20 protein-coding genes and 2 pseudogenes are annotated in these 25,245 nt (G+C 69.2%); 16 read left to right on the forward strand and 6 right to left on the reverse strand.

The window, feature by feature from the left end; genetic code table 11:
• Nucleotides 1-35: 35 nt before the first annotated feature.
• Genes AB0M27_RS26660 through AB0M27_RS26670 form a run of 3 tightly spaced genes read right to left on the reverse strand, consistent with a single transcriptional unit; the run spans nucleotide 36 to nucleotide 2,469 of the window.
• Nucleotides 36-638 carry a GPP34 family phosphoprotein gene (locus tag AB0M27_RS26660; RefSeq protein WP_365724799.1) on the reverse strand — a complete coding sequence of 201 codons (603 nt, stop codon included), beginning with the start codon at nucleotides 636-638 and terminating at the stop codon, nucleotides 36-38.
• On the reverse strand, nucleotides 635-1,240 hold the full coding sequence (locus AB0M27_RS26665; protein ID WP_365724800.1) for an HAD family phosphatase: 606 nt from the start codon (nucleotides 1,238-1,240) through the stop codon (nucleotides 635-637). Before AB0M27_RS26665 ends, AB0M27_RS26660 begins: the two co-directional genes overlap by 4 nt.
• Nucleotides 1,237-2,469, reverse strand: a complete 1,233-nt coding sequence (locus AB0M27_RS26670) for an MFS transporter (protein ID WP_365724801.1) — start codon at nucleotides 2,467-2,469, stop codon at nucleotides 1,237-1,239. The genes AB0M27_RS26665 and AB0M27_RS26670 overlap by 4 nt, the downstream gene beginning before the upstream one ends.
• Nucleotides 2,470-2,640: 171 nt before the next feature.
• Here AB0M27_RS26670 and AB0M27_RS26675 point away from each other — a divergent pair, with 171 nt between their 5' ends.
• The gene (locus AB0M27_RS26675) at nucleotides 2,641-3,399 is read left to right on the forward strand and encodes a DeoR/GlpR family DNA-binding transcription regulator (RefSeq protein WP_365724839.1); all 759 of its coding nucleotides are present in this window, start codon (nucleotides 2,641-2,643) and stop codon (nucleotides 3,397-3,399) included.
• A gap of 56 nt (nucleotides 3,400-3,455) precedes the next feature.
• On the opposite strand, the gene pseB is transcribed toward AB0M27_RS26675, so the two are convergent.
• Nucleotides 3,456-4,433: a UDP-N-acetylglucosamine 4,6-dehydratase (inverting) gene (gene pseB / locus AB0M27_RS26680; RefSeq protein WP_365724803.1), complete on the reverse strand. Its 978-nt coding sequence runs from the start codon at nucleotides 4,431-4,433 to the stop codon at nucleotides 3,456-3,458.
• Nucleotides 4,434-4,758: 325 nt separating this feature from the next.
• On the opposite strand from pseB, the gene AB0M27_RS26685 reads away from it, so the two are divergent.
• The 14 genes and pseudogenes from AB0M27_RS26685 to AB0M27_RS26750 all read left to right on the forward strand — a co-directional run bounded on the left by AB0M27_RS26685 (nucleotide 4,759) and on the right by AB0M27_RS26750 (nucleotide 22,343).
• Nucleotides 4,759-6,150: an ATP-grasp domain-containing protein gene (locus AB0M27_RS26685; RefSeq protein ID WP_365724804.1), complete on the forward strand. Its 1,392-nt coding sequence runs from the start codon at nucleotides 4,759-4,761 to the stop codon at nucleotides 6,148-6,150.
• Nucleotides 6,147-7,697 carry an amino acid adenylation domain-containing protein gene (locus AB0M27_RS26690; protein WP_365724805.1) on the forward strand — a complete coding sequence of 517 codons (1,551 nt, stop codon included), beginning with the start codon at nucleotides 6,147-6,149 and terminating at the stop codon, nucleotides 7,695-7,697. The genes AB0M27_RS26685 and AB0M27_RS26690 overlap by 4 nt, the downstream gene beginning before the upstream one ends.
• A 47-nt stretch (nucleotides 7,698-7,744) precedes the next feature.
• A complete protein-coding gene (locus AB0M27_RS26695; protein ID WP_365724807.1) occupies nucleotides 7,745-8,863 on the forward strand; it encodes a thioesterase domain-containing protein in 1,119 nt (372 codons plus the stop codon).
• 24 nt (nucleotides 8,864-8,887) lie between these two features.
• The gene (locus tag AB0M27_RS26700) at nucleotides 8,888-9,361 is read left to right on the forward strand and encodes an NUDIX domain-containing protein (protein WP_365724809.1); all 474 of its coding nucleotides are present in this window, start codon (nucleotides 8,888-8,890) and stop codon (nucleotides 9,359-9,361) included.
• Between the two features lie 175 nt (nucleotides 9,362-9,536).
• Complete coding sequence (locus AB0M27_RS26705) at nucleotides 9,537-10,730, forward strand: MFS transporter (protein ID WP_365724811.1); 1,194 nt, start codon at nucleotides 9,537-9,539, stop codon at nucleotides 10,728-10,730.
• Nucleotides 10,731-10,769: 39 nt separating this feature from the next.
• On the forward strand, nucleotides 10,770-11,444 hold the full coding sequence (locus AB0M27_RS26710; protein ID WP_365724813.1) for a PIG-L family deacetylase: 675 nt from the start codon (nucleotides 10,770-10,772) through the stop codon (nucleotides 11,442-11,444).
• 302 nt (nucleotides 11,445-11,746) lie between these two features.
• Nucleotides 11,747-12,660: pseudogene (locus AB0M27_RS26715) on the forward strand (IS701 family transposase); the annotation flags it as partial.
• A gap of 8 nt (nucleotides 12,661-12,668) precedes the next feature.
• A complete protein-coding gene (locus AB0M27_RS26720; RefSeq protein ID WP_365724815.1) occupies nucleotides 12,669-12,848 on the forward strand; it encodes a hypothetical protein in 180 nt (59 codons plus the stop codon).
• 90 nt (nucleotides 12,849-12,938) lie between these two features.
• Nucleotides 12,939-14,543 carry an amino acid permease gene (locus AB0M27_RS26725; RefSeq protein ID WP_365724817.1) on the forward strand — a complete coding sequence of 535 codons (1,605 nt, stop codon included), beginning with the start codon at nucleotides 12,939-12,941 and terminating at the stop codon, nucleotides 14,541-14,543.
• A gap of 62 nt (nucleotides 14,544-14,605) precedes the next feature.
• Nucleotides 14,606-15,517, forward strand: coding sequence for an urea amidolyase associated protein UAAP1 (locus tag AB0M27_RS26730; RefSeq protein ID WP_365724819.1), 912 nt, complete (start codon nucleotides 14,606-14,608; stop codon nucleotides 15,515-15,517).
• A 1-nt stretch (nucleotide 15,518) separates the two neighbouring features.
• Entirely contained in the window at nucleotides 15,519-16,319 is an 801-nt protein-coding gene (locus tag AB0M27_RS26735; RefSeq protein ID WP_365724821.1) for an urea amidolyase associated protein UAAP2, read from the forward strand.
• The gene (uca, locus tag AB0M27_RS26740) at nucleotides 16,316-19,909 is read left to right on the forward strand and encodes an urea carboxylase (RefSeq protein WP_365724823.1); all 3,594 of its coding nucleotides are present in this window, start codon (nucleotides 16,316-16,318) and stop codon (nucleotides 19,907-19,909) included. The genes AB0M27_RS26735 and uca overlap by 4 nt, the downstream gene beginning before the upstream one ends.
• A gap of 5 nt (nucleotides 19,910-19,914) precedes the next feature.
• Nucleotides 19,915-21,618, forward strand: a complete 1,704-nt coding sequence (locus AB0M27_RS26745) for an allophanate hydrolase (RefSeq protein ID WP_365724841.1) — start codon at nucleotides 19,915-19,917, stop codon at nucleotides 21,616-21,618.
• 41 nt (nucleotides 21,619-21,659) lie between these two features.
• Nucleotides 21,660-22,343 (forward strand): helix-turn-helix domain-containing protein, encoded by a 684-nt coding sequence (locus AB0M27_RS26750; protein ID WP_365724825.1) that lies wholly within the window; start codon nucleotides 21,660-21,662, stop codon nucleotides 22,341-22,343.
• Nucleotides 22,344-22,444: 101 nt separating this feature from the next.
• Here AB0M27_RS26750 and AB0M27_RS26755 read toward each other — a convergent pair.
• A pseudogene (locus AB0M27_RS26755) lies at nucleotides 22,445-23,122 on the reverse strand (integrase); the annotation flags it as partial.
• 850 nt (nucleotides 23,123-23,972) lie between these two features.
• Entirely contained in the window at nucleotides 23,973-24,407 is a 435-nt protein-coding gene (locus tag AB0M27_RS26760; RefSeq protein ID WP_365724827.1) for a hypothetical protein, read from the reverse strand.
• On the opposite strand from AB0M27_RS26760, the gene AB0M27_RS26765 reads away from it, so the two are divergent.
• Nucleotides 24,382-24,753 (forward strand): hypothetical protein, encoded by a 372-nt coding sequence (locus AB0M27_RS26765; RefSeq protein WP_365724828.1) that lies wholly within the window; start codon nucleotides 24,382-24,384, stop codon nucleotides 24,751-24,753. The genes AB0M27_RS26760 and AB0M27_RS26765 overlap by 26 nt on opposite strands.
• The last annotated feature ends 492 nt before the right edge of the window (nucleotides 24,754-25,245 follow it).

The following is a 25,245-nucleotide window of genomic DNA, read 5'->3' on the forward strand; positions in this document are numbered from 1 at the left end:
ATCGGCAAGCGATTTCCCGGACTCGCAAACGGTTTCTAACCGAGGAAAGCCAGAGCGGCGGCGGACACCGCGATCGACCGCCGCACCGCGGCCGAGGCGCGGCGCAGCGCGTGGCCGGAACGCGGCGCTACGAGTTCCAGCAGGGCGACCGCCTCCGCCGCACGGCGCACCCTGTCCAGGGGGCGGGCCGCCGGCCGTACCAGGTGTCCCTGACGGGCGGCGACCAGCAGCACCGCGGCCGCCAGAGCCGAGGCGTCCGAGCCGTCGGGCGCTGCCGCGGCGTCGCGCACCCGCGCCCTCGCCTCGCTCACCCGCTCACCGAGCGTGCCGAGGCCGGCGCATTCCTCCTCGACGAGCCGCAGTACTCCGGGGCCGAGCGACTCCACCCACTCCCAGGGCGGCCGCTCACGGCCGGCCGCGCCGACGCGACGGAGCACCTCGTCCGGCACCGTGTCATGCGTCAGTCCACCGCCGTAAGGCACGACACGGTCGTCGGACAGCTCCAGCCGCCGCGCGACGGCGAGTTCGAACAGCGCCGCCCCGACGACTGCGCGTCCGGCTTCGGGCCGGGACCGCCAGGGCCAGGATCCGTCCTCACCCGCACCGCACAGGACCAGCAGGAGAGGCGTCGACGTCACCCGGTGTTCCCCTCCTCCAGAGCCGCGGCGAGGGCACCGACACTCGTGAACAGGTGGCCGCGCATGCCGACCCGGCGGGCGGCCTGAACGTTGTCGGATCGATCGTCCACGAACAGGATCTCCTCGGCGGGCAGCCCGAGTTCACGGCTGCACCACTCATATGCGGCCGGTTCCGGTTTGGCGCTGCCGATCCGGCAGGACAGTCCGACCACGCTGAAATGGCCGAGCCACTCATGGGTCTCCTCGTAGTGGGCGGCGAGTTCCTCCGGGATGTTGGAGAGGAGTCCGAGGCGCATTCCACCGTCGGCCAGCTCGGCCAGGAAGCCCAGGCTCTCCTGGTCCACCTCGCTCCAGCTGGCCAGGTCTGCGGCGATCAGATCGTCGACCTGCCGGCCGGTGAACGGCGTGCCGAGGCGTTCACCCACGCGCTGCCAGTAGGCGGGGCCCAGGACGTCGCCGCGGTCGTACGGGTGACGCAGCGACCAGTAGGCGTCCCAGAAACGCTGCCCGCTCACACCAGCTGTTCGTTCGATCGCGGCTTGTGACTCCGGGGACTGGACACGGGCCAGGACTCCGAACATGTCGAAAAGGACGGCCTTCACGCCTGTACCTCCGAAGGGCTTGTGGTCTCGGCGGAGCCGGGGTTCGCTGCGGGCAGCCCGTCGGGATCGGGGGCGTTGCGGCGCAGCCAGAAGCTGAGCAGCAGGCAGATGCCGGCCAGGGCGAACAGGACGACCGGGAGCGCCTTGACGTCCAGACCGTCGATGACCACACCGAGCAGGGGCGGGAAGGCGACGCCGCCGATCATCGACGCGGCCATCACATAGGCGCCGGCCGCGGCGACGCTGGGCACCGCCCGGTTCAGCCAGGGCAGACAGGTGGGGAAGATCGGCGCGATGGCGAGGCCCACCCCGAAGTAGGCGTAGGGCGCCGCCGAGGGAAGGGTCGCCAGCAGCAGGAATCCCGCCATGCCCGCGCAGCACACGGTGAGGATCGCGGGCGCCGAGAAGCGCAGGCAGAGCGGGACCACGACGAAGCGGCCGATGGTCATGGCGGCCCAGTACGCCGACGTGGCGGTGGCGGCGGTCGCGGCGGCATAGCCCACGGTCTCCAGATGGGTGGGCTCCCATCCGCCGACTCCGGTCTCGATGGCCACGTGCAGCACGTAGACGCCGATGAACGCGGCGATGATCGGCGCGACGCGCGCACCCGTACCGGCAGGGGCCTCGGCGACGGGCTGGGGTTCCCGGGAGGTCACGCCGCGGAGTGTGAACAGAATGAGCACACAGACGGCGGCGACGCCGAGGAAGATGCCCGGGTAGTGCTCGGCACCGAGCCATCCCACCAGGGCGGGCCCCGCGATCGCACCCACACCGAAATGGCCGTTGAGCAGGTTGAGCATCGCGGTGCTGCGACGGCCGAAGGCCACGGCGAACAACTGGTTGAGGCCGTAGTCGACACCGCCGAAGCCGAGGCCGATGACCAAGGTGCCGGCCAGGGCCAGGGGCCAGTTGGGCGCCAGGGCGAAGCCCACCGCCCCGAGCGCCATGAGCAGGTAGGAGGCGCCGAGCAGTATCCGGTGGCCCAGTCGCGCGCACAGCAGGTGGTAGAGGAGCACGCCGGCCACCGCGGCGGCGAAGTGTCCGCTCAGGCTGAGTCCGGCCACGGCCGGGCTGATGCCGTAGTCCTCGCGCAACGCGGGGATCGCGGGCCCGTACAGGGCCTGGAGGGCTCCGATCACCACGAACGCCACGCAGGAGGCGACGATCGCCACGGTCGTGAGCAGTGGTCGCGAGGCCCCGGGCGGATCTGCTCTTCGGGATGTGGACATCGAACTCCTCAAGGGACGACTGGTGAACGCACATCCGACCCACCAGAAAAGTGCAGTTCACATGAGATCAACACACCAACTCTCCCACATCTTGTGTCCACTCGAACAGAGTGAATGTTCGCCAATCGCCATCCCGCGTGGCTGGCCGATACCATCGCTGACGTGAATGTGATGGAGAGACACAACTTCGTGATCGAGCTGCTGATGCGCGAGAACCGCGCGACCGTCGCCGAGCTGGCCCGCGCGACGGGGGCCTCTGAGATGACGATCCGCCGGGATCTGGAGCTTCTGGAGTCCCGCGGTGCCCTGCGCAGGGTACGCGGCGGCGCGGTGAGCAACCTGCCGGGCGGGGTCGAGCCGCCGTATGCCATCCGCGCGATGTCGGGCTCGGAGACGAAGGAGCGGCTCGCCCGCACGGTGCTGTCCCTGCTGACGGACGGGGAAACGGTCGCCCTGGACACCGGCACCACCCTCGTGGCCGTCGCGAAGGCCATGGCGGACCGGCAGTTCACGGTCACCCCGCTGTCGCTGCACGCGGCCTTCGCCCTCTCCGCATACCCCGGCATCCAGCTGCTGCTGCCCGGTGGCCAGATCCGTTCGGGGGAGCTCTCCTTCTACGGCGACACGCCCGCCGCGACGTTCAAGGACCTGTGCTTCGACACCTTCGTCCTGGGCTGCTGCGGGGTGGACCCGGTCCGTGGGGCCACCGCTTACAACCTCGACGACGTCCGCGTGAAACGGGCGGCTCTCGAAGCGACCCAGCGGGTCATCCTCGTGGCCACGGCCGACAAGCTCGGCCGCACGGCGCTCGGCCGGATCTGCCCGCTGGAGGAGATCACACTGGTCGTCACGGATGCGGCGCCGGACAACCCGGTGGTCGAGGCGATGCAGGCACAAGGGGTCCAGGTCGTCCATCCCACGGAGGACTGAACCGCGGGGCGGGGAGCCCGCGACCTCTCCCTCCCGCAGGCACCTGGGATTCCGGGCTACGCGACCAGAGCCCGCAGCTCCTCGACGCTGAGCCACTCGCCGTTCGTGTCCGATCGGTAGCTGTAGCCGTCGGGAACCCGGTCGAAGCCAGTGCTCTCGTCGACGGCCGGGCCGCTCTCAGCCGGCAGGATGACCATCCTGTCCTTCAAGCGGTGCGAGCGGAAGGACTCGGTCGGCGAGATCATCTCCTCGTGCAGCTTCTCCCCGGGCCGCATGCCGATCTCCACCGTTGGGCTTCCGGGGGCTATCGCCTCGGCCAGGTCCGTCACGCGCATGCTGGGCAACCGGGGTATGAACACCTCGCCGCCTCGCATGAGATCGAAGGAGCTGACCACGAACTCGACAGCGCCGTCCAAGGTCATCCAGAACCGGGTCATCCGCTTGTCCGTGATGGGGATGGCCTGCTGGTTGCGGGCGAGCTCGCGGAACAAGGGGACGACCGATCCCCTCGTGCCCAGGACGTTGCCGTAGCGGACAGCGCTGAACCGTGTTCCGTCGTTTCCGCTCTCGCCATTGGCGGAGATGAAGAGCTTCTCGGTGCAGAGCTTGCTGGCACCATACAGGTTCACCGGCTGGCAGGCCTTGTCACTGGACAGGGCGACCACGCTCTTCACACCTGCGTCGATCGCCGCGCTGATGATGTTCTCCGAGCCCAGGATGTTCGTCCGGATGAACTCGCCGGCGTGCGCCTCGGAGGCGTCCGCGCGCTTCAGGGCGGCGGCGTGGATCACGTACTCGGCACCCGCCATCGCCCTGCGGAGGCGGGCCTCATCGCGTACGTCACCGATGACCCCCCGGATCCGCGGGTTGTCACCGAACGTCTCCCGCATCGACGCGTGTTTGAACTCGTCCCTGGAATAGATGACGATCTCCGCAGGATCCAGGTTGTCGAGCGCGTACCTGACGAAGGCGTGCCCGAACGACCCGGTCCCGCCACTGACGAACACGCGGGATCCGAACAGAGCACGGCGCACGCCGTTCGCACCTTCATCGCGCTTCGCAGTGGCCGACTGATCCATGTGATTGCCTCCGTGATTCGGTGACGACGGGTCCCCGCGGGACGACCTGAAGCAGGCCGATCGCCGCTCAGGTCTCCCCCGGCAACCTAGACACTAGGACCACAGCGAGTCAACGGCGAGTCATTTTCATGACTATACGTGACACCGCTAACTTCCCTGGCCACAAGCCAATTTGATGCGCTCAACGCCTGCGACACCGTCGCCTGGAGGACGGTAAACCACGGTTTCGCAGGCCGGTTTGTCACTTCTGTTCGAACTAACTTGACAGGACGATGACTCGGTGGACACGATCATCGCGTCCTGGCAGCAACGGAAGTGGCGGACCATGACTCAAAGACCTCGGTTCATCGTTGTGTACGACCTGAGTGCGGCGGGCCCGGCCGAGATCGTGGCGAGCCTTGCGCAGCTGGGGGAGGTAACGTTCGCGGTCAATCCGTCGTCCTTCACCACACCGTTGGTCCCCTTGCTACGGGACCTCGCCGACGTGGTGATGCTCGACGAACCGCGGGCCCTGGAACGACTGCGCTCGGCTCACCCGAGCGGAATCATCACCTTCAGCGACCGAATGGTGCGCAAGACCGCTTGGCTCGCCGCCGAGTTGGGCCTTCCCTACCACTCGCCGGACACCGCGGAGCTGCTGACGAGCAAGTACGGCCAACGCCGACGTCTGCACGGCCGCGGTGTGGGCACCGCGCGCACCGCTCTCCTGGACGAACCGTCCCGGTGGCAGGAGGCGGTCCGCTGGATCGGGCTCCCCGCCGTCCTCAAACCCGTGCACGGCGAGGGCAGCCGGAACACCTACAAGATCGAGGACGAGCAGAGGGGCCGGGCACTGGTCGAGGAACTGCTGGGGACGGACGGGACACCGAAACCCCGGGAGACCGCCCTGGTCCTGGAGACGTTCATCGACGGCAAGGACTGCCGCCCCTTCGCCGACTACGTCTCGGTGGAGAGCATCGTGAGTCATGGCGTGGTCTCACATCTCGGGGTGACCGGCAAGTTCCTGCAACCACCCCCCTTCCGCGAAGTGGGCCAATTCTGGCCGGCGTTGCTCGGCATGGACGACAAACATGCCGTCCTCGACCTCACACAGCGTGCGATCGAGGCGCTCGATGTGCGGACAGGTGTGCTGCACACCGAGATCAAGCTGACCGACCACGGCCCCGAGGTGATCGAGGTGAACGGCAGGCTCGGCGGGATGATCGACAAGCTGTGTCTGACCGCGACCGGCCTCGATCTCATCGAGCTCGCGGGGCGGCTGGCGCTCGGTGAGGATGTCGAGCTGCCGGAGCTGTCGTGTTCCGGAGTGACGTTCCAGCACTGCACCCTGGCTCCGACCGAACCGTGCCGGCTCGACGAGATCCATGGGGCCGCCCGGGTCCGCCGCACCCCGGCCATCAGTGCCTACCGCACCCGGGTGCGCCCGGGAACCGAGCTGGAGGGCGGCGTCGGCACCCGCTACCTCGACTACCTGTGCGGAACCGCCGCGAACCACGACGCCATGCTGGCGTTCCTCGACGAAGTCCTCGAGGAACTGTCGTTCAGCTTCACCCTCCCGTCCGGGCGCATCACGAGGAGCGCCCTCTCCCTCAGCGGACGCCGGCCGCGAGAGGGCTCGGCCCGGCCCGAGGAAACGTACTCAGATCGCAGCAGCGGAAAGGGCAGTCAGTGACAGATGTGCTCACCAACGGCGACGGCGGGGTGTCCCTCGTCAAGGAGTTCAAGGACATGGCGCGGCGGGTTCCGGACGGCCTGGCGCTGTCGGACGGACGGCGGACCCTCACCTATGCCGAACTCGACCGGTTGTCGGACCGTATCGCCTCGGCCGCCGGCAGCAAGGGAGCCAAACCGGGCGGCTTCGTCGGAGTCCTGGTCGACCGTACGGTCAGCACTCCCGCCGCGATCCTGGGAGTACTCAAGACAGGCGCCGCCTATGTCCCGCTGGACCCCGCCTATCCCGTCGAGCGCCTGAGGTACATCGTCGAGGACTCCGGGGTGCAGCTCCTCGTCGGCACCACCGCCGATGCCCGCTCCGGCGGACTCCACGGCCTGCAGCTCGTGGATGTCGAGAACGACGATGCGGGTGACGACTCCTGGACGGGCGCGGCCGACACGGCCGACAGCAGCGACCCTGCCTATGTCATCTACACGTCCGGCTCCACCGGCCTGCCGAAGGGCTGCGTCGTCAGCCACGGCAATGTGCTGGCGCTGCTCGGGAACACCCTCCCCCTCTTCGACTTCACACCGTCCGACCGGTGGACGATCTTCCACTCCCACAGTTTCGACTTCTCCGTCTGGGAGCTGTGGGGGCCGCTGCTGACCGGCGGGACCGGGGTGTGCGTTCCCGCGGACGTGGCCAGATCGCCCGAGGACTTCATCGAGTTCCTGGACGGCGAGAAGATCACCGTTCTCAACCAGGTGCCGTCCATGTTCCGGGCCCTGGTGCGCGCCCGGCAGGACAGTCCGGACTCGGCCCGCTCGCTGCGCTACGTCATCTTCGGCGGGGAGCGCGTCGACCTCGTCGCCGTCCAGGACTTCCTGGCCCAGAACGACCGCGTCCGGCCCGTGGTCGTCAACATGTACGGCATCACGGAGATCACCGTGCACGCGACGTTCAAGGTGCTGGACGAGGAGGACCTCCGAGGGCCTTGCGCATCCCCCATCGGCAGGGAGCTCCCCCACCTGAGGATCGACATCCGGGATGCGGAGGGGAACCCGAGCGCCGACGGTGAACCCGGAGAGATGTGGGTGACTGGCCCGAGCGTCGCCCTGGGGTATCTGAACCGTCCCGAGTTGACCCGTGAGCGCTTCCACGAGGCGGCCGCCGAGGGCGGCGTCGAACGGGCGTACCGGACGGGCGACCTGGCCAGGCGTCTGCCCGATGGGCAGCTGGAGTACCTCGGACGCAACGACGAGCAGGTCAAGCTGCGCGGTTTTCGCCTGGAACTGACCGAGGTCGACGCCGCGTTGCGCACCCACACCTCGGTCCAGGACGCGGCCACCGCCGTGGTGACGCGGGCGTCGTCCGGGGAGGTACTCGTGGCCTTCGTCGTGCCTGAACCCGGCGTCGACCGCGACGGTCTCGTCGCATCGCTACGACGGCACGTGGCGGCGAAGCTCCCCGCCTACATGACCCCCGCACGCTACCGCCTCGTGGAGGCCCTCCCGCTCACGCAGTCCGGAAAGCTCGACCGCAAGGCGCTGTCCGGTGCGCAATAGCCCGTCGGCGGACGCAGGGCCCATCGGCACAAGAGAGGAATCCGTCCGTGCAGCAGGACAACCCGGAGGTCACAGCAGTGGACCGTCTGCGTGAGATATGGCAGGAACTGCTGGAAGTGAACGTGGAACCCACCGACGACTTCTTCGACAGCGGGGGCGACTCGCTCTTGGTGGTCGAACTGGTCACGCGCGCACGGCGGGCGGGGCTGACTCTGCGAGCGTCCGACGTCTTCGCGTATCCCACGCTCCAGGAGCTCGCTCTGGTCGCCGGCGCGGGTCGACCGGACGCGTCGGCGCCGGTGCAGGCGCCGCAGACTCCCGCGGTGACTCTCCTGTCGCGTGCGGCGCTCTCCTCCGAGCAGGTGTGGCAGACCTACCTGAGCCCCTGGGACGACAGAGCGCCGAGCTGTCACGTTCCCATCATCGAGGAGGGCGTCGGCGATCCGCTGTTCGTCGTCCATCACGGGGCCGGCAACGTCCGGTACATCGAGCGGTTCGCCAAGGACTGGGGGGCGGGGCGCCCGATCCACGGCTTCGAGGCCGTCGGCTACCGGGGTGAGGTACGGCCCCTGATGTCGATCTCCGAGATGGCGGAGCGGTACGTCGCAGAACTCGTCCAGGTGCAGCCGCACGGGCCCTACCGGCTGGCCGGCATGTGCCTCGGCGGCGTGGTGGCTGTCGAGATGGCCCGCCGGCTGGAGGAACGGGGCGAGAAGGTCTCGCTGGTCGCCCTCATCAACGTCTCCCCCATGGACCCCTTCATCGACCGCGGCTGGGGAACGGACGAGATCTTCGAGTACCGGCTGACCGCCCTTCCGGAGAAGGTCGGTCTCCGGCCGGACGACGACCTGCAGGCCTTCCGGAACGCGATGCTCGCCTGGGAGTGGATCGAGGAGGAGATGACCAGCGCCGACGTCCACCGGCTTCAGATGCTCTGGTCCTCCATGGCCTTCGCCCAGCTGCACCACGAAATCCGGCCGTACGGCGGGCGAGTGGTGGTGTTCCAGAACGAGGACATGGCCGACGCCGTCACTCGCAACTGGCTGCCGAAACTGTCCGACGTCGAAACGCACTGGATCAAGGACGAAGGCGGACGGCTGTCCAACGTCGTACGCGATCCCGTCATCCCGCTGGTGATGGAAAAGGAACTTGGTCGTGTCTGCTGACCGGCGCGGAGGAGGGTTTTCAACATGGCTATGCCCGCACATCTGGCCCGTCTCAGGGAACGCATAGGCCACGATCTCATCGTGCTCCCCGCAGTGGCCGCCTGTGTTTTCGACGAGGACGGCAGGCTTCTGCTTGCCCGTCACGACTACGACGAATGGGGACTTCCCGGGGGCGGGGTCAAGCCCGACCAGCCCCCTCTGGAAGCAGTGGTGGAGCAGGCCGCGGAAGAGGTCGGTCTGAACGTCCGGCCCGTCGGCGTCATCGGAGTCTACGGCGGCCCGGAGTGCCGCAGCACGTACCGGAACGGCGATCAGGTGTCCTACGTGATCAGCGTGTACGGGTGCGTACTGGAGTCCGGGACGCCCAGGCCCGATGAGGACGAGGTGTCGGCGGTGGACTTCTTCGGTCGCGAGGACATCGACCGGTTGAAGCTCATGGCGTGGATGCCGGGCGTCCTGGACGATCTCTTCACCTGGTACGCCCAGCGGTCGCGCTGATCGGCGTGAACGCATCCTGTCCGCCCGTGCTGCTCTCCGACATCCCCCGGGAGAGCAGCACGGGCCCACGCCGACCGGGGGCCGCTGGTGCGTTACGCCGTCCGCGCCGATCCCCCCAGAACTCGAGGTCTTGATCTCCTTGTTCCGACGCTTCGCCATATCCCCGGAGCACCGGATGCTTCTTTCCGGCACTCTCGTGTTCTCGCTGGGGCGCGGCATGTACATGGCCGGCAGTGTGGTGCTCTTCTCCCGCAAGATGGGGCTGACGGCGGACCAGATCGGCATCGTGCTGTCGGTGGCCGGTGTCTCGGGTTTCCTGGCAGCAGTCCCGGTAGGACGACTGGGTGACCGCTTCGGCGCACGCAGGACAGCGCTGTCCGTCCAACTGGTCGAGGCCTGCACGATGTTGCTCCTGCTGCGGACGAATTCCTACCCCATCCTGCTCTGCCTGGCCGTCGTCATCGGAGCCGCCGACCGGGGCACCCAGATCACCAGACAGATGCTGGTGACTCTGGTGGCGACGCCTCAGTCGCGGGTCAGGTTGCTGGCGCTCATGCGCAGTGCGTTCAACGTCGGCGCGGCCGTCGGAGCGCTCGTCGTCGCCCCGGTGCTCGCGGTCGACAGACACGCCTTTTACGACCTTCTTCTGATCACCATCTCCCTGTGCTACTTCGGCGTTTCGCTCACCACACGGAAACTGCCCCGCACGCCAGTCGGCACCACACAGGAGCCTCCTTCCAAGGAGCGCGATCGGGTTCCCCTCGCCTATCTCGCAGTGGGTCTCGTCAACGGCGTGCTCATGCTGCACGTGAGCGTGCTCAACATCGCCATTCCGCTATGGCTGATTCAGCAGACGTCCGCGCCCCGGGCGGCCATCTCCTTCCTGCTCGTGGTCAACACCGTCATGGCCGTTCTCCTCCAGGTGAGGGTGAGCCGCTCTGCGGACACAGTGGACGGGGCTGCTCGGACGCTGGCGGTGTCCTCCGTCTTCTGCGCCGTGGCCTGCGCTGTCTTCTCAGGGACTCGGCTGCTGAACGGGCTGGTCCTGCTCCTGGCCCTAGCCCTCGGCGCGGCGTTGCTGACCCTCGGTGAGCTGGCGCAGCAGTCCGGGGCCTGGGGGGTGTCCTTTGGCCTGGCACCTGTTGCCCAGCAGGGAAGGTACCTGGGGGTGTTCTCGTTCGGCGGTTCCCTGCAGGACATTGCCGGCCCTGCGGTAGTCACAGCAGTCGTCATCGGATTCGCTCCCGCGGGCTGGTGGATCCTGGCTGCTCTGTTCGTCACGGGCGGGCTGCTCGTCATGCCTTTGACGAGATACGCGATCCGCTCGGCTGCATGCAGGTCGGACGCCGACGAAGAGGTCACGGTGTGATCGATCCCAATGCTTCCTCGACAAAATGGAGATCTGCAAGTGAACAAGCTTCTCGTGGTAGTCGCCCACGGTGACGACGAAACGTTGGGTGCGGGCGCGACCCTGGCTCGGCTGAGTGATTCCGGAGTGGCGATACGGCTGTGCGTACTGACTAATGCCGACAGCTCGCGACACACATCTCCCCAGGATGCAACGGACCGGACAGCAGCCATTGAAAAGGCGGCCGGCATTCTGGGCATCAAGGAAGTGAGCGTGCAACGATTCCGAGATAATCGACTGGATGAACTCGGGCAACTGCAACTCAATGTCACCGTGGAATCGGAGATACGCGCGTTCTCTCCAGATGCCGTGTTCACTTCCAGCAGCAGCGATCTGAACCAGGATCACCGGCTGGTGAGCGCCGCTGTGAGGGTCGCCGCACGCCCCGGGCGTAGCGCTGTCGATGAGATCCGCTGCTTCGAGATCCGGTCGGCGACCGACTGGGGTGAGGCATCCGGTACTCACCCCGCGTTCCGGCCGAACTACTGGCAGTCCGTTTCTCCACGAGACATGGAACGCAAGCTCGAAGCGCTCCGAGCCTACGGACGTGAGCTGGAGGAATGGCCACTGCCACGGAGCGAACGCGGGGTGCGGGCGCTGGCCGAATATCGCGGTTCGCAAGTTGCTGTCGAATATGCGGAGGCCTTCGAAGTCCCCCGCTTCATCGGACGATGAGCTGCCGAGTCCAAAAGAACATCCCGTGCACAATGGCTCGAGAACTCCCTGGACACCGTAGACACAGGCGGGAAATCCGGCCGAACGCACCGGGACCTGACCAGGCCATTTCTGCTCGACACTGTGGTTATCTTGGGCGCCTGATACTGCAGCTGTAGATCGTGATCTTGCTGGTCGGGGCCGGCGCGGAGACGGGTGCGGCCACCGTTGATCATCGTGACTTGTGTGGAGTAACGATGAGACGGTGGCCGCAGGTCACAGCATAAGATCCCGTCCGTTGGCGGGAGGCGTTCGAGGTGGCCATGGGCCAGATCGCGGGCCGGTTCACTCGGGTGGAACCACGGCTGCGGGCCGGGCGGTTGATGCTGGGCCTGCTAGCGGACCTGCCGCGCAAGAATTGCTGGACGATCGCGGAGTGGGCCGGGGAGGCCAGCCCGCACGGAATGCAGCATCTGCTGTGCCGGGCCGTCTGGGATGCCGATGGCGTCCGTGATGACGTGCGCGAATACGTCGTCGAGCACCTCTATGACGAGTCCGCGGTCCTGGTTGTCGACGAGACCGGCGACGTGAAGAAGGGCACCCACACAGTAGGGGTCCAGCGCCAGTACACCGGAACGGCTGGACGGATCGAGAACTCGCAGGTCGCGGTCTACCTCGTCTAGGCCGGCGAGCGCGGGCACGCGGCGGTGGACCGGGAGCTGTACATACTGCGTTCCTGGACGTGCGACCCGGACCGCTGCCGGGCAGCGGCCTCGGCGGGGACACCGTCTTCGCGACCAAGCCAGACCTGGCCCGCACGATGATCGAACGGTTCCTGGACGCCGGACACCGCGTCGGCTGGGTCACCGGGGACGAGGTCTACGGCGGCAACGCAAGACTCCGTACGGCGTTGGAGGAACGCGGCATTGGCTATGTCCTCGCGGTGGCCTGCTCGGCCGAAGTGCCCACCGGCGCAGGCAAGTTCCGTACCGATGCCCTGGCGCGGAAGGTGCCGAAGCGGGCCTGGCAGAAGCTCTCGGCAGGGCGCGGCGCGAAGGGGCAGCGATTCTACGACTGGGCCGTCATCGATCTCGCCGAGTCAGCCCCGGGCCGCCACCAGCTGCTGATCCGACGCAACCGCAGCACCGGTGAACTCGCTTACTACCGCTGCCACTCCACCACGCCGACATCCCTGGCCACCTTGGTCAAGGTCGCAGGTTCCAGATGGCGGGTGGAGCTGCATGGATGACATTCTCGGCAGGCGCACACCTCATCGACGACCTCCCCGAATCGGACCCGCCGGCGTATCGGCGCAGCCTGGCTGACCTGGACATCGCCCTCGCCCACCCGGGCCACGGCCTCACCTTCGACGGGCGCCGCTTGCGGGAACTGGCACGGGGCGGGCCCGCGGATACACGAAGTTAACTTCCCAGACTCGGGTGTGAGACCGGTCCGGCCGACGATCGCAATACCTATCAAGCGACAGGTATCTGTCGACCGATCGGAGGTGCGGCGATGAGCCGACCCGAACTCCCCCTTGCGCAGAGCCCTGGCGGCGGTGGCGCGACCGGCCACGGCCTCCTCGGCTACCAGCAGGAACTCCGCCGCGGCGTAGGCAGCTTCGCGTCGTTCGCCGCGGGGTTCTCCTTCGTGTCGATCCTCACCACCGTCTTCCAGCTGTTCGGGCTGGGCTTCGGCCTCGGCGGCGCGGCGTTCTTCTGGACCTGGCCGCTGGTCTTCGCGGGCCAACTGCTGGTCGCGCTGTGCTTCGCCGAACTGGCCGCGCGCTGGCCCATATCCGGGGCGATCTACCAGTGGTCGAGCCGGCTGGCCAACACCACGACGGGCTGGTTCGTCGGCTGGATCATGATCATCGGGCAGATCCTCACGGTCGCGGCGGCCGCGATCGCGGCACAGGCGGTGCTGCCGGGCATCTGGTCCGGGTTCCAGATCGTCGGCGGTCCGGGCGCCGATCCGTCGGTGGGCTCCCCGACCGGCGCGCAGAACGCGGTCCTGCTGGGATGCGTCCTGCTGGTCATCACCACGGTGGTGAACATCCTGGGCATCCGCCAGATGGCCGCCGCCACCAGCTTCGGCGTCACGGTCGAGATCATCGGCGTGCTCGCACTGGTGCTGATTCTGTTCTTCCTGCCCGAGCGGGGTCCGCAGGTGGTGGCCCACCCCACCGGCTGGGCCGGCCACGGCGGCTACTTCGGGGCCTTTCTCGCGTCCTCGCTGATGGCGGCGTACGTGATGGTCGGCTTCGACTCGGCGGGCGAGCTGGCGGAGGAGACCCACAGCCCGCGCCGGACCACTCCCCGGACCATCCTGCGGGCGCTGATCACCTCGGGTGTCGGGGGCGCGTTGCTGATCGTCTCGGGGCTGATGGCGGCGCGAAGTCTGACCGACGGACAACTGGCCGCCGGTGGTCTGTCCTGGGTGCTCACCGACCGGCTTGGCGGCGTTCTGGGCCGACTGCTGCTGTGTTGCGTGGCGGTCGCGGTGTTCGCCTGCACCCTGGCCGTGCAGACCTCCGGGGCGCGGATGATGTACTCCATGGCCCGCGAAGGCGCTCTACCTTTCCACCGGCACCTCGGCAAGGTATCGGCCCGCACCGGTACGCCGATCACCACGTCGATCGTGGTGGGCGTCGGCGCCGCGATCGCGCTCGTGGTCAACATCCGCCAGTCGGCGATCTTCACCGCCCTCTCCAGCCTCTGCATCGCCCTGCTGTACCTGGCCTATCTGGGCGTGACGGTTCCGCTGCTGGTAACCCGGATCCGGCAGCGGGGCAGCGGCGGGCTGCCGGTGGGCGTCGACGAGACCGGCCGGCCCCTGTTCTCGCTGGGCCGATGGGGAGTGGCGGTCAACGCGCTCGCCGTGATCTACCAGGCCGGTATGACGGTCAACCTCATCTGGCCCCGTGCAGAGATCTACGACCTCACCGGCGGCACGTGGTGGCTGCGGTGGAGCGCCCTGCTGTTCATCGGGCTCAGCCTGGCCGCCGGTGCCGGCTACTTCCAAGCCCGCCGGCTGCACCGCCGTATCGAGCTCAGGCACGTACCGCACACGCACACCGAGCCGACCCTCGACGCGCAGGCCGTCGCCGAGCCCGCCTGAGGGCCCGTGTGACACGAGCGGACGCACCGATGACGTACCGACGAAGGGACGACGGGACATCCATGACCACCACCGAGAGCTCGACCGCCGTGCCGCCACACGGCCGCTACCCGACCGGGCAGACGCCCACGCGCGCCCGTAATCTGCACCTGACCGACAGTGTCCACAGTGCCCGCGACGACGCCCGCGCCCAGGGCGGGCAGGTCGGCGCGTGGATGCCGTACCTGCCGGCGTCGGACAGCCCGTACTGCCCGCCGGGGGTGGACGCGACCGCCTTGGTATGGGCGGAGACGGTGGCGCCGGGCGGCTACACACACAAAATCCTTGCCCGCGGCACACGGCTGCGCTTCGACGACCCGAGCGGTGACGCCTGCGCCCACCTGCTGCTCTTCAACGCCCTGGAGCCGGTGGAGCGGCTCAACGTCGCCGACACCCAGAAGGTACCCTGGCAGGCCTATCCGGGCCAGGACCATCCGCTGCTGTCCGGCGACGGCCGGATCCTGGCGGTGGTCAGCGCTGACTCCTCCGGCCGGCACGACGCCTTCTGCGGCACCACCACCGACGCCTGGAACGAGCGCAAGTACGGTGACGCCCGCCCTGAGGGGCCGTCGCCGTCCGGCCGCGGGCTCTTCCTCAAAGCGGCCGCCAAGCACGGTCTGAGCCGGCGCGACCTGCCACCCAGCCTGTCCTTCTTCCAGGGCGTGCGCGTCGAAGCGGACGGCACCCTGACCTGGCAGGGCAGCGCGGGGGCGGGCACACATGTCGAACTCGTCGCGGAGATGCCCCTGTTGGTGCTGGTCGCCAATGTCGCCCATCCGCTGGACCCTCGTCCCGGCTATGTGGTCGGCCCACTGCGGGTGCACGCCTGGCGCGGTGCCCCGACCGGCCCCGGCGAGCCGCGGTTCACCGCCACTCCGGAACTGCACCGGGCCTACCTCAACACCGTCGACTACTGCGAAGCCCGGGGGCTGTGACATGGCGAGCACGCGGACCGAGACCACGCCCGTCAACTACCCGACCGCCGCCGGCGGCACGGTCGCCTCCACCGTCCCCGTGGGCGCCGTGTACGCGGAGGGCTCTCCCCTGGACCGGGGAGCGAGCCTGGTCGAGGGCGCCGTCGTCCTGAACGAGACGGTGGCCCCCAACGCGCCCTGGTCGGCGGTGGTGCGGACGGGGCACGTCCTGACGATCGTCGACGTCGGCGGCAACCAGTCGGCCGACTGTCTGCTCTACAACGCGGACGATCCCGAGGAACGCTACAGCGTCCCCGACACCCTGGCCTGGCAGGGCAACGCCTATGTGCGCACCGGCACCGTGCTGCGCAGCAGCGAGGGTCGCCCGTTGATGACCGTCGTCGCCAACGAGGTCGACCGCCAGGACACCATCGGCGGCGCGTGCGGCAAGGAGTCCAACACCCTGCGCTACGGCCATCATGTGATGTTCCAGCACGGCTGCCGTGAGAACTTCCTCGCCGAGGCCGGCCGGCGTGGCCTCGGGGTGCGGGACATCGTCTCCAACCTCAACTGGTTCATGAACGTGCCCGTCGAGGCGGACGGCGCGCTGGGCATCGTGGACGGCATGTCGGCGCCGGGCCGTCGGGTTGCGGTGCGCGCCGAGACGGATGTGCTGGTGATGGTGTCCAACTGCCCGCAGATGAACAACCCGTGCAACGACTTCAACCCCACTCCGCTGCGGATGATCGTCGTGGAGCCGGCACCAGTCGCCGGTGACTCACGGTCCGCGCACGCCGCTCGCACCGCGAAGGAGGGCGCGTGATCCGCCCCACCGCCGTTCTCGTCGCCAACCGTGGTGAGATAGCCCGCCGTGTGATCCGCACCGCCCGGAAGATGGGCCTGGGCACCGTCGCCGTCTTCTCCGACGCCGACCGGGCCGCCCCGCACGTCCGCGAGGCCGACCACGCGGTCCGCCTCGGTCCGGCGCCCGCCCGCGCGTCGTATCTGCGCGGCGAGGCGATCATCGAGGCCGCGCTCGCCCAGGGCGCGGGCATCATCCACCCCGGCTACGGCTTCCTCTCCGAGAACACCGTCTTCGCCCGTGCCGTCGAGGAGGCCGGTCTGCGTTTCGCGGGACCGACCGCCGACCAGATCACCGCCTTCGGTGAGAAGCACACCGCACGCGCCTTGGCCAAGGCCGCCGGAGTGCCGCTGCTGGCCGGGACGGAACTGCTGGCAAGCGCCGAGGAGGCTGTCACCGCGGCCGAGTCGATCGGGCTGCCCGTGATGGTCAAGGCCACCGGCGGTGGCGGCGGCATCGGCATGCAGGCCTGCGCCACCGCCGACGAGGTGCGCGAGGCATTCGCCCGCGTCGCGGCGCTCGCGGAGTCCAACTTCGGGTCCGCCGGGGTGTTCCTGGAGCGCCTCGTGCGCCCCGCCCGCCATGTCGAGGTGCAGGTCTTCGGCGACGGCACCGGCCGGATCGCCGTCTTCGGCGACCGCGACTGCTCGTTGCAGCGCCGCAACCAGAAGGTCGTCGAGGAGGCCCCGGCCCCGGCCCTGCCTCCTCATGTGCGGGCACTGCTGCACGACTCCTCGCGCCGGCTGCTCGCCTCGGTCGGCTACCGGGGCGCGGGGACCGTGGAGTTCGTCTACGACCCCGTGCGCGAGGAGGCCGCCTTCCTGGAGGTCAACACCCGCCTCCAGGTCGAGCATCCGGTGACCGAGGAGGCGTACGGCGTCGACCTCGTCGAACTCATGCTCGTCCTGGCCCGCGACGGCCGGGTCGAGGACGCGGTGTTCGGGCGGGAGTGGACGCCCGCCGGGCATGCCGTGGAGGCTCGCGTCTACGCCGAGGATTCCGGCAAGGACTCGCTGCCGTCCTCGGGCCTGATCACCCGGGCGGCCTTCCCCGGCCAGGGCGCCGACAACATGCCCGGCGTGCGCGTCGACGGCTTTGCCGAAACCGGTCTGGAGGTCTCGCCGTACTACGACCCCATGCTCGCCAAGGTGATCGCGAGGGGCCCCACCCGGGACGCCGCGTTCGACGTGCTCGGCCAGGCCCTGGCCGCGAGCCGGATCGACGGTATCGTCACCAACCTGGGCCTGCTGCGCGAGCTGGCCGTGCGGAGCGAGGTGCGCGAGGCGGTGCACAGCACCAGCACGCTCGCCACCACCGTCGACCCCGAGCCGCGCGTCGACGTCCTGGTGCCGGGCGCGATGACCACCGTCCAGGACCTTCCGGGCCGGCTCGGCTACTGGCACGTGGGCGTACCGCCGAGCGGCCCCTTCGACGCCGTCTCCTTCGCCGAGGCGAATCTGGCCGTCGGCAACCCGGCCCAGGCGCCTGGCCTGGAGGTCACCGCGGGCGGGCTGACCCTGCGCTTCTCGGCCGCCACCGTGGTCGCCGTCACCGGCGCCCCCGTCCCGGTCACGGTGGACGGCAGCGCGGCAGCCCTGTGGGAGCCCGTCACGGTCCCGGCCGGCGGCACCCTGGTGCTGGGCGCCTGCCGGGGGCCGGGTCTGCGCACCTATGTGGCCGTCCGGGGCGGCATCGACGTACCCGAATACCTGGGCAGCGCCTCGACGTTCACCCTCGGCGGCTTCGGCGGGCACGGCGGTCGGGCGCTGCGCGCCGGGGATGTGCTGCGACCCGGAGCTTCGGCGACGGCCGGTGGTGGCCCGACCCCGCCCGAGCGCCGGCCGGCGATCACCTCGTGCTGGCGGATCGGTGTCACCGAAGGGCCGCACGCGGCGCCCGAGTTCTTCACCCGCGGGGACATCGACACCCTCTACGCCACCGAATACAAGGTGCACCACAACTCGGCCCGCACCGGCGTCCGCCTGATCGGGCCCAAGCCGCGGTGGGCCCGCCAGGACGGCGGTGAGGCGGGCCTGCACCCCTCCAACATCCACGACACGCCATACGCGGTGGGAGCCCTGGACTTCACCGGCGACACACCGATCATCCTGGGCCCCGACGGTCCGTCCCTCGGCGGGTTCGTCTGCCCCGCGGTGGTCGCCAGCGGCGAACTGTGGAAACTCGGCCAGCTCCGCCCCGGCGACACCGTCCGCTTCGTACCGGTCAGGGAAGCCGAGGCGGCCGCCCTCGATGCCCGCCGCTCCTCCCCCACGCTGATCAGCACGGGCGGAGACGGCGACGACGGCGTACTCGGCCGCCTGGAGGCCACCGATGCCCGCCCCGCCGTCACCTACCGCCGAGACGGCGACGACAACGTCCTGGTCGAGTACGGCCCCATGGTCCTCGACCTCGGCCTGAGGATGCGGGTCCACGCCCTGCAGGAGACTCTCGCCGGCCACGCGCCCGACGGCATCCTCGACGTCACCCCGGGCATCCGCTCCCTCCAGATCCACACCGATGCCCGGCGGCTGAAGGCCCGTGACCTCACCGCCCTGCTGCGCGAGCTGGAGGACGAAGTCCCGCCCAGCGACGAACTGGTGGTCCCCTCCCGCACGGTGCGGCTGCCGCTCAGCTGGGACGACCCGGCCACCCGGCTCGCCATCGAGCGGTACATGGCCGGGGTGCGCGACGACGCCCCGTGGTGCCCGTGGAACATCGAGTTCATCCGCCGTGTCAACGGCCTTCGGACCGCCGACGACGTCTACCGCACCGTCTTCGACGCCTCCTACCTGGTGCTCGGCCTCGGCGACGTCTATCTCGGCGCCCCCGTCGCCACCCCGCTCGACCCACGGCACCGCCTGGTGACCACCAAGTACAACCCGGCCCGCACCTGGACCGCGGAGAACTCCGTCGGCATCGGCGGCGCCTACTTGTGCATCTACGGCATGGAAGGCCCCGGCGGCTACCAGTTCGTCGGCCGCACCGTGCAGATCTGGAACCGGTTCCGTAAGGGCGGCCTGTTCCGGGACTCGCCGTGGGCGCTGCGCTTCTTCGACCGCATCGAGTGGTATCCCGTCACCGCGGAGGAACTACTCGAACTGCGGGCCGAGACCGACGCCGGGCGCGGTGACTTCGCGACCGAGGAGGGCACCTTCTCGATCGCCGAGTACAACGCCTTCCTCGCCGCGGAGGCCGACTCGATCGCCGCGTTCCGCCGGCGGCAGAGCACCGCCTTCGAGGCCGAGAAGCAACGCTGGCGAGCCGCGGGAGAGTTCGACCGCGCCGACGATCCCGAACCCGTGACCGCCACCGCCGCCGTCACCCTGCCGGACGGGGCGGTCCCGGTCACCGCGCCGTACACCGCCACGGTCTGGCAGATCGCCGCCGAGCCAGGCGCCACCATCGCGAGCGGCGATGCGATCCTCTCCCTGGAGGCGATGAAAATGGAGTCCAAGGTGAACGCCCCCACCGCCGGGACACTGCTGGAGATCTACGTCAAGCCCGGTGAGCAGGTCGCCCCCGGCCAGATCCTCGCGGCGGTGCGGGCATGAACGCCATGACACCGACCGCACGCGTCCAGGCCGCCTACGACCGGATCGAGGGCGTCGGCCGGCCCGAGATCTGGATCCACCTCAGGCCACGCGAGGAGGTGCTCGCCGAGGCGGCCGGTGTCGACCCGGCGCTGCCGCTGGCCGGCCTGGTGGCAGCCGTCAAGGACAACATCGACGTGGCCGGCCTCCCCACCACCGCGGGCGCCCCGTCGTACGCCTACGAACCGCAGGCCGACGCGCCCGCGGTGGCGCGGCTGCGCGCGGCCGGCGCGGTGGTGCTCGGCAAGACCAACCTGGACCAGTTCGCCACCGGCCTGGTCGGCACCCGCAGCCCCTACGGCGCTGTGCGCAACGCCTGGGACGCGGCCCGCATCTCCGGCGGGTCGTCCTCCGGATCCGCCGTCGCGGTGGCGCTGGGCGTCGCCGACATCGCGCTCGGCACCGACACGGCCGGCTCCGGGCGGGTGCCCGCCGCCCTCAACGGCATCGTCGGCGTCAAGCCCACCAAGGGTCTGGTGCCCGTGACCGGGGTGGTCCCCGCCTGCTACACGCTCGACTGCGTGACCGTCTTCGCCCGCGACCTGCAACTCGCCCGCACCGCCGCGGAGTTCATCGAAGGCCCCGATCCGGCCGATCCGCTCTCCCGCACCGGCACCCAGCTTCCGCCGCCCCCCGCGCGCCCGCGGATCGCCGTACCGGCCGGGGAGCATCTGAACGGCATGGCCGACGGCTGGCGCGAAGCCTTCGACGCCGCCGTCGCCCGCCTGGCGGGCACCGGGACGGAGATCGTCGAAACCGACATCACCCCGCTGCTTCAGGCCGCGGACCTGCTGTACGGCGGCGCGTTCGTCGCCGAGCGGTACGCCGCCGTGGGCGCGCATCTGGAAAAGCACCGCGACCTGATCGGGGCGGACCTCGATCCGACCGTCGCCGCCATCGTGCTGGCAGGCCGGGAGAAGACCGCCGCCGACTGGGCCGCCGACACCGCCAGGCTCGCCGCGCTCGGAGCCGCCGGACGCACGGTGCTCGACGGCTGTACAGCTCTCCTGACGCCGACCACCACCTGGCATCCCACCCTCGATGAGGTGGCGGCCGACCCGGTCGGCGCCAACGCCCGGTTGGGACGGTTCACCAACTTCGCCAACCTGCTGGACTGCGCCTCGCTCGCCGTTCCCGCCGGGTTCGTGGACGGCCTGCCGTTCAGCGTGATGTTCACCGGACCGGCCTTCTCCGACCGCGCCCTGGCCGCGCTGGCCGAGCGGTTCGCCAACCCTGGGCTCGACCTGTTCGTGGTCGGCGCCCACCTCACCGGTCAGCCCCTCAATGCCCAGTTGGTGCAGGCCGGCGGCACCCTGACCGGCCCGGCCCGCACCGCAGGCGGCTACCGGCTGTACGCCCTGGCCACCGAGCCGCCCAAGCCGGGCCTGCTCCGGGTCACCGAGGGCGGGCGGGACGCCGGCGCCGGGGCGGGTCACGCCACTTCGTCAGGCGGCGACGCGCGGACGGGCATCGAGGGCGAGATCTGGCGGCTGCCCGCAGCCGGGTTCGGGGCGTTCACCGCCGCCGTGCCCGCGCCGATGACCATCGGCACCGTCGAACTGGCCGACGGGCGGCAGGTCTGCGGCTTCCTCGTCGAGCCGTACGCCGTCGAGGGCGCGCCCGACATCACCCGCTTCGGTGGCTGGCGGGCGTACACGGCGTCCGCGTGACCGGAGGCCGCAGGGCGGACACCTGGTGGCAGGATGGGGCCATGACGACGACGCGTCCCCGTCAAGGCAGGCCCCGGCACACGCCGCCGTCCGACCATGGCACCTCCGCCCGGGAACAGATCCTCGACGCCGCCGGGGCGCTCTTCGTCGACCATGGGATCACCAGCACCAGCACCCGCATGATCGCCGAGCGGGTCGGCATCAGGCAGGCCTCGCTCTACTACCACTTCGCCACCAAGGAGGAGATCCTCGCCGAGCTGCTGGCGACGTCCGTGCGGCCCAGTCTGCAGATGGTGGACCGGATCCGGGCCCTGGTGCCCGAGCAAGCGGATGCGGCCGCCGCACTCTACGCCGTGGCCGCTATGGACGTACGCACCCTCTCCCGCACTCCGTACAACATCGGCACTCTCTATCTGCTGCCGGAAGTGCAGGCCGAGCGGTTCGACGCCTTCCGGGCCGAGCGGGGTCGTCTGCAGTCGAGCTACGGCACGCTGGGCACCCTGGCGGCGACCGAGGACGTCACGCGCGGCCTGCCCGCCGAGCGGCTCGGTGAACTGCTGATCCAGCTGGTGGAGGTTGTCATCCAGATACGGCGCTCCCGTGAGCCGGATGCGGCTGACACCGAGGCCATCGCGTCGTCGTGCCTGCGCCTGTGCGGACTCGGGCAGCCGGCGGTGGCCGCCGCCCGGGAGGAGGGCCGGACGCTGCTGAGCAGCCTGGACTGACCGCCGGCCCACCGCACACCCTCCAACGCCGCCATGCAGCAGCTCAGTGCACGGTGAGGCCGGTGCCCCTTGTAGTGCTCCAGGTACCTGGTGAGGGTTCGGCGCAGGTGCCGTTCGTTGAGGATGAGTGTCCGCTCGAGGAGCTCGCGGCGCAGGGTGCCGATGAACCTTTCGCAGTGTGCGTTCGCTTTCGGGACATGGGGCGTGCTTTTGAGGACGCGCAGGCCGACGTCGGCGAAGACGGCGTCGAAGGTGTCGGTGAACTGGCTGCCGCGGTCACGGATCAGGAACTTGATGCTGGCGATGTTCATACCGGTGTCCATGAGAAGGTTGCGGGCGGCCTGGGTGGTCCATGGGCCGGTGGGGTCGGCGGTGACGCCCAGCAGGTGCGCACGGCGGCTGCCGTGTTCGAGCATGACCAGGGCGTAGATGCCTTTGAGGTTGATGGTGTCGATGTGCAGGAAGTCGACAGCGACGATGTGCTCGGCCTGGGCTGCGAGGAGCTGCCTCCAGGTTGGTCCGGTACGACGTGGGGCGGGGTCGATGCCGGCCTGGTTGAGGATGTTCCACCCGGTGGAGGCGGCCATCTTGTGGCCCAGGCGGGTGAGTTCGCCGTGAACGCGTCGATGGCCCCATCCCGGGTTCTCTGCCGCCACGCGCAAGACCAGGTTTTTGACTGCGGGGCCCATGGGCGGACGTCCGGGGCGGCGACGCTGGCTGTAGTCCCACTTCTTCGCGACGAGTTTGCGGTGCCAGGCCGGCAACGTGGCCGGGGTCATCGGGAAGACCTCGGCCCAACGGCGGCGCGGTATCAGGTGTGAGAGCGCGACGAACCACAGGCGGTCGGCTGGTTCGTAGCGTAGGCGTGGGGCGTGTCGACGCAGGACCGCGTTCTCGTGGCGCAGCACCAGCAACTCCGCGTCCTTCGTGACGTCACGCCGCAGCAGCAACGCAGGCAGCGACAGCAGGCGGCGGGTGACGGCGTACACCGTGGACAGGATCACGAAGCACGATCCCAGACGCGGCAGAGCCGCTGCTCGGGGTCCTGTGCTCCCGATCCTCTGCTGCGACGGCCTTCAAAGCGGGACGAGGATTCGTGTTTTTGAGCCCCACAAGGTAGATGGACACCCCTACGCCCGTCCACCGCACCGCTTGGCCGTCGTCACTGAACGGCTTCGCACAGAGAAAGCAGAGCTCATCCTCTGAGGGAACAGCTCGCTGCCCGGCTTGACCAACATCTCGCGCCTTCTCCCTCTCCCGATCGTGCCCCATCCGTGCCCGATGTGATGGGGAACGACGGGGAACAGCAGTAGGAACTAGAACGGCCCCCGACCAAACACCCAGGTCAGGGGCCGTTCTCACTGTTCAGTGAGCGGAGGCGGTGGGATTTGAACCCACGGTGACATCGCTGCCACGACAGTTTTCAAGACCGCCGAGCAAGGGCTACCCGAAAGTCCGCTGACCAGGGGGTTCGCCATCCGCAGGTCGCGCGCATATGGCGTTTGGGCCAGAGGTTGGCCACAGCACCCAGCTCTTGCAGCCCCTCGTCATGGTCGGACTAAAGGCCGGGTTGCCCCTGGCGACACGCCTCTCGAGCTAGTCATGGGCACCGGCGCCCCGTTGCGGCGGCTACTCGTAGCCGAGGACCTTGAAGTCCTTGCTGACGAAGACGTGGTGCGGCCAGTTGACGCTGATGTTGTGGACTTCGTACTCGCCGTCGCTCAGCTTCACCACACGATCGTTGATGCCGCCAGGGACGATGGCCTGCGCGGCATTCACCGCCTTGTACGCCGTCGTTCCGCTGACGATAATCCCTTCTCCCTCGGTGTAGTCCGGGATTTGGCCGACCGACTTCGACGGTGACGGCGTCCCTTGCTGGAAGGGGATCACTCCTGCCGCCTTGGCGGCCGCGGCTCCGCCGTCGCCCCCGCGTTGCACGATGACCTGCGCCGCCGTGATGGTCGCGCTGTCCACCGTCCCCAGGACGAGGACGCTTGCGCCCTTCTTCACGGCTTTGGCCGAAGCTCCGAGGGTTTTCGTGGAGGACGTCTCGTCGACGGTCACCGCCGCGCCCGTTGCCGTCGACATGGTGAAGCCGGACGTGGACGTGGTGTCGACGATTCCGGTCGCACCCCCGGTGGCCGGCCCGGACCGAGCCCCGCCGCCGGAGCCTGCGGGCCTCGTGGGCGCTGCGGTCGGTGAGGACGTGGCCGCGGTCGAAAGAGACGACGAGGAAGCCGCCGCGTCGGACGTGCAGCCCACGGTGAGTCCAGCCAGGGCGCACGTCAGCCCGGCGGTCACCATCCATCCGCCCTTCTTCCGCAGCAATCGCCGTGCGCTGGACATAGGCGCGTGGACGGGTGTTCTCGTAGCGGTCGACTCGGGCGACGAGTGGCCTGTCACGTCATAGTCGTTCATAACGGCTCTCCTCATTGCTGGGGCAACTGCTCAGAGCCTGTCGGCCATGCATATGAGGCCGCTGTGGTTGACCTGAAGGAGTCCTGTCAACGTGGAAGGTCAACAGTCACCGAGACTTCGGCGTCATACGCCCACGGCACCCGTCGTGTCGCGCCTGCACTTGGAGCAGGCCAGCACCACAGGCTTGGGTGTCCTCATCTTCTGGTGGTTCGGAAGCAGGTAGCCACCTGGTGCGAGGCGTGGGCCCCGGTGGGCCCACGCGTCTCAGGATGCTGCTGAAAGTGCTTCAGGAGCAGGGGTGGAGCGCACGGGCCGGATCACGGAACCCGCGCGCAGCCATGAAGCGGTCACCACCATGCGGGACACCGCCTCCCCCACCAGCGCGTTCCTCCGCGAACGCTGCACCACCGGACCCACGTGCATCGCGCACTTGCGATAAGCCGCTTACTGCCGCTGTCACAAACGGCCGCTCAGAAACGGCCAC

The sequence above is a fragment of the Streptomyces sp. NPDC052107 genome, from assembly GCF_040680215.1.
Taxonomy (GTDB): domain Bacteria; phylum Actinomycetota; class Actinomycetes; order Streptomycetales; family Streptomycetaceae; genus Streptomyces.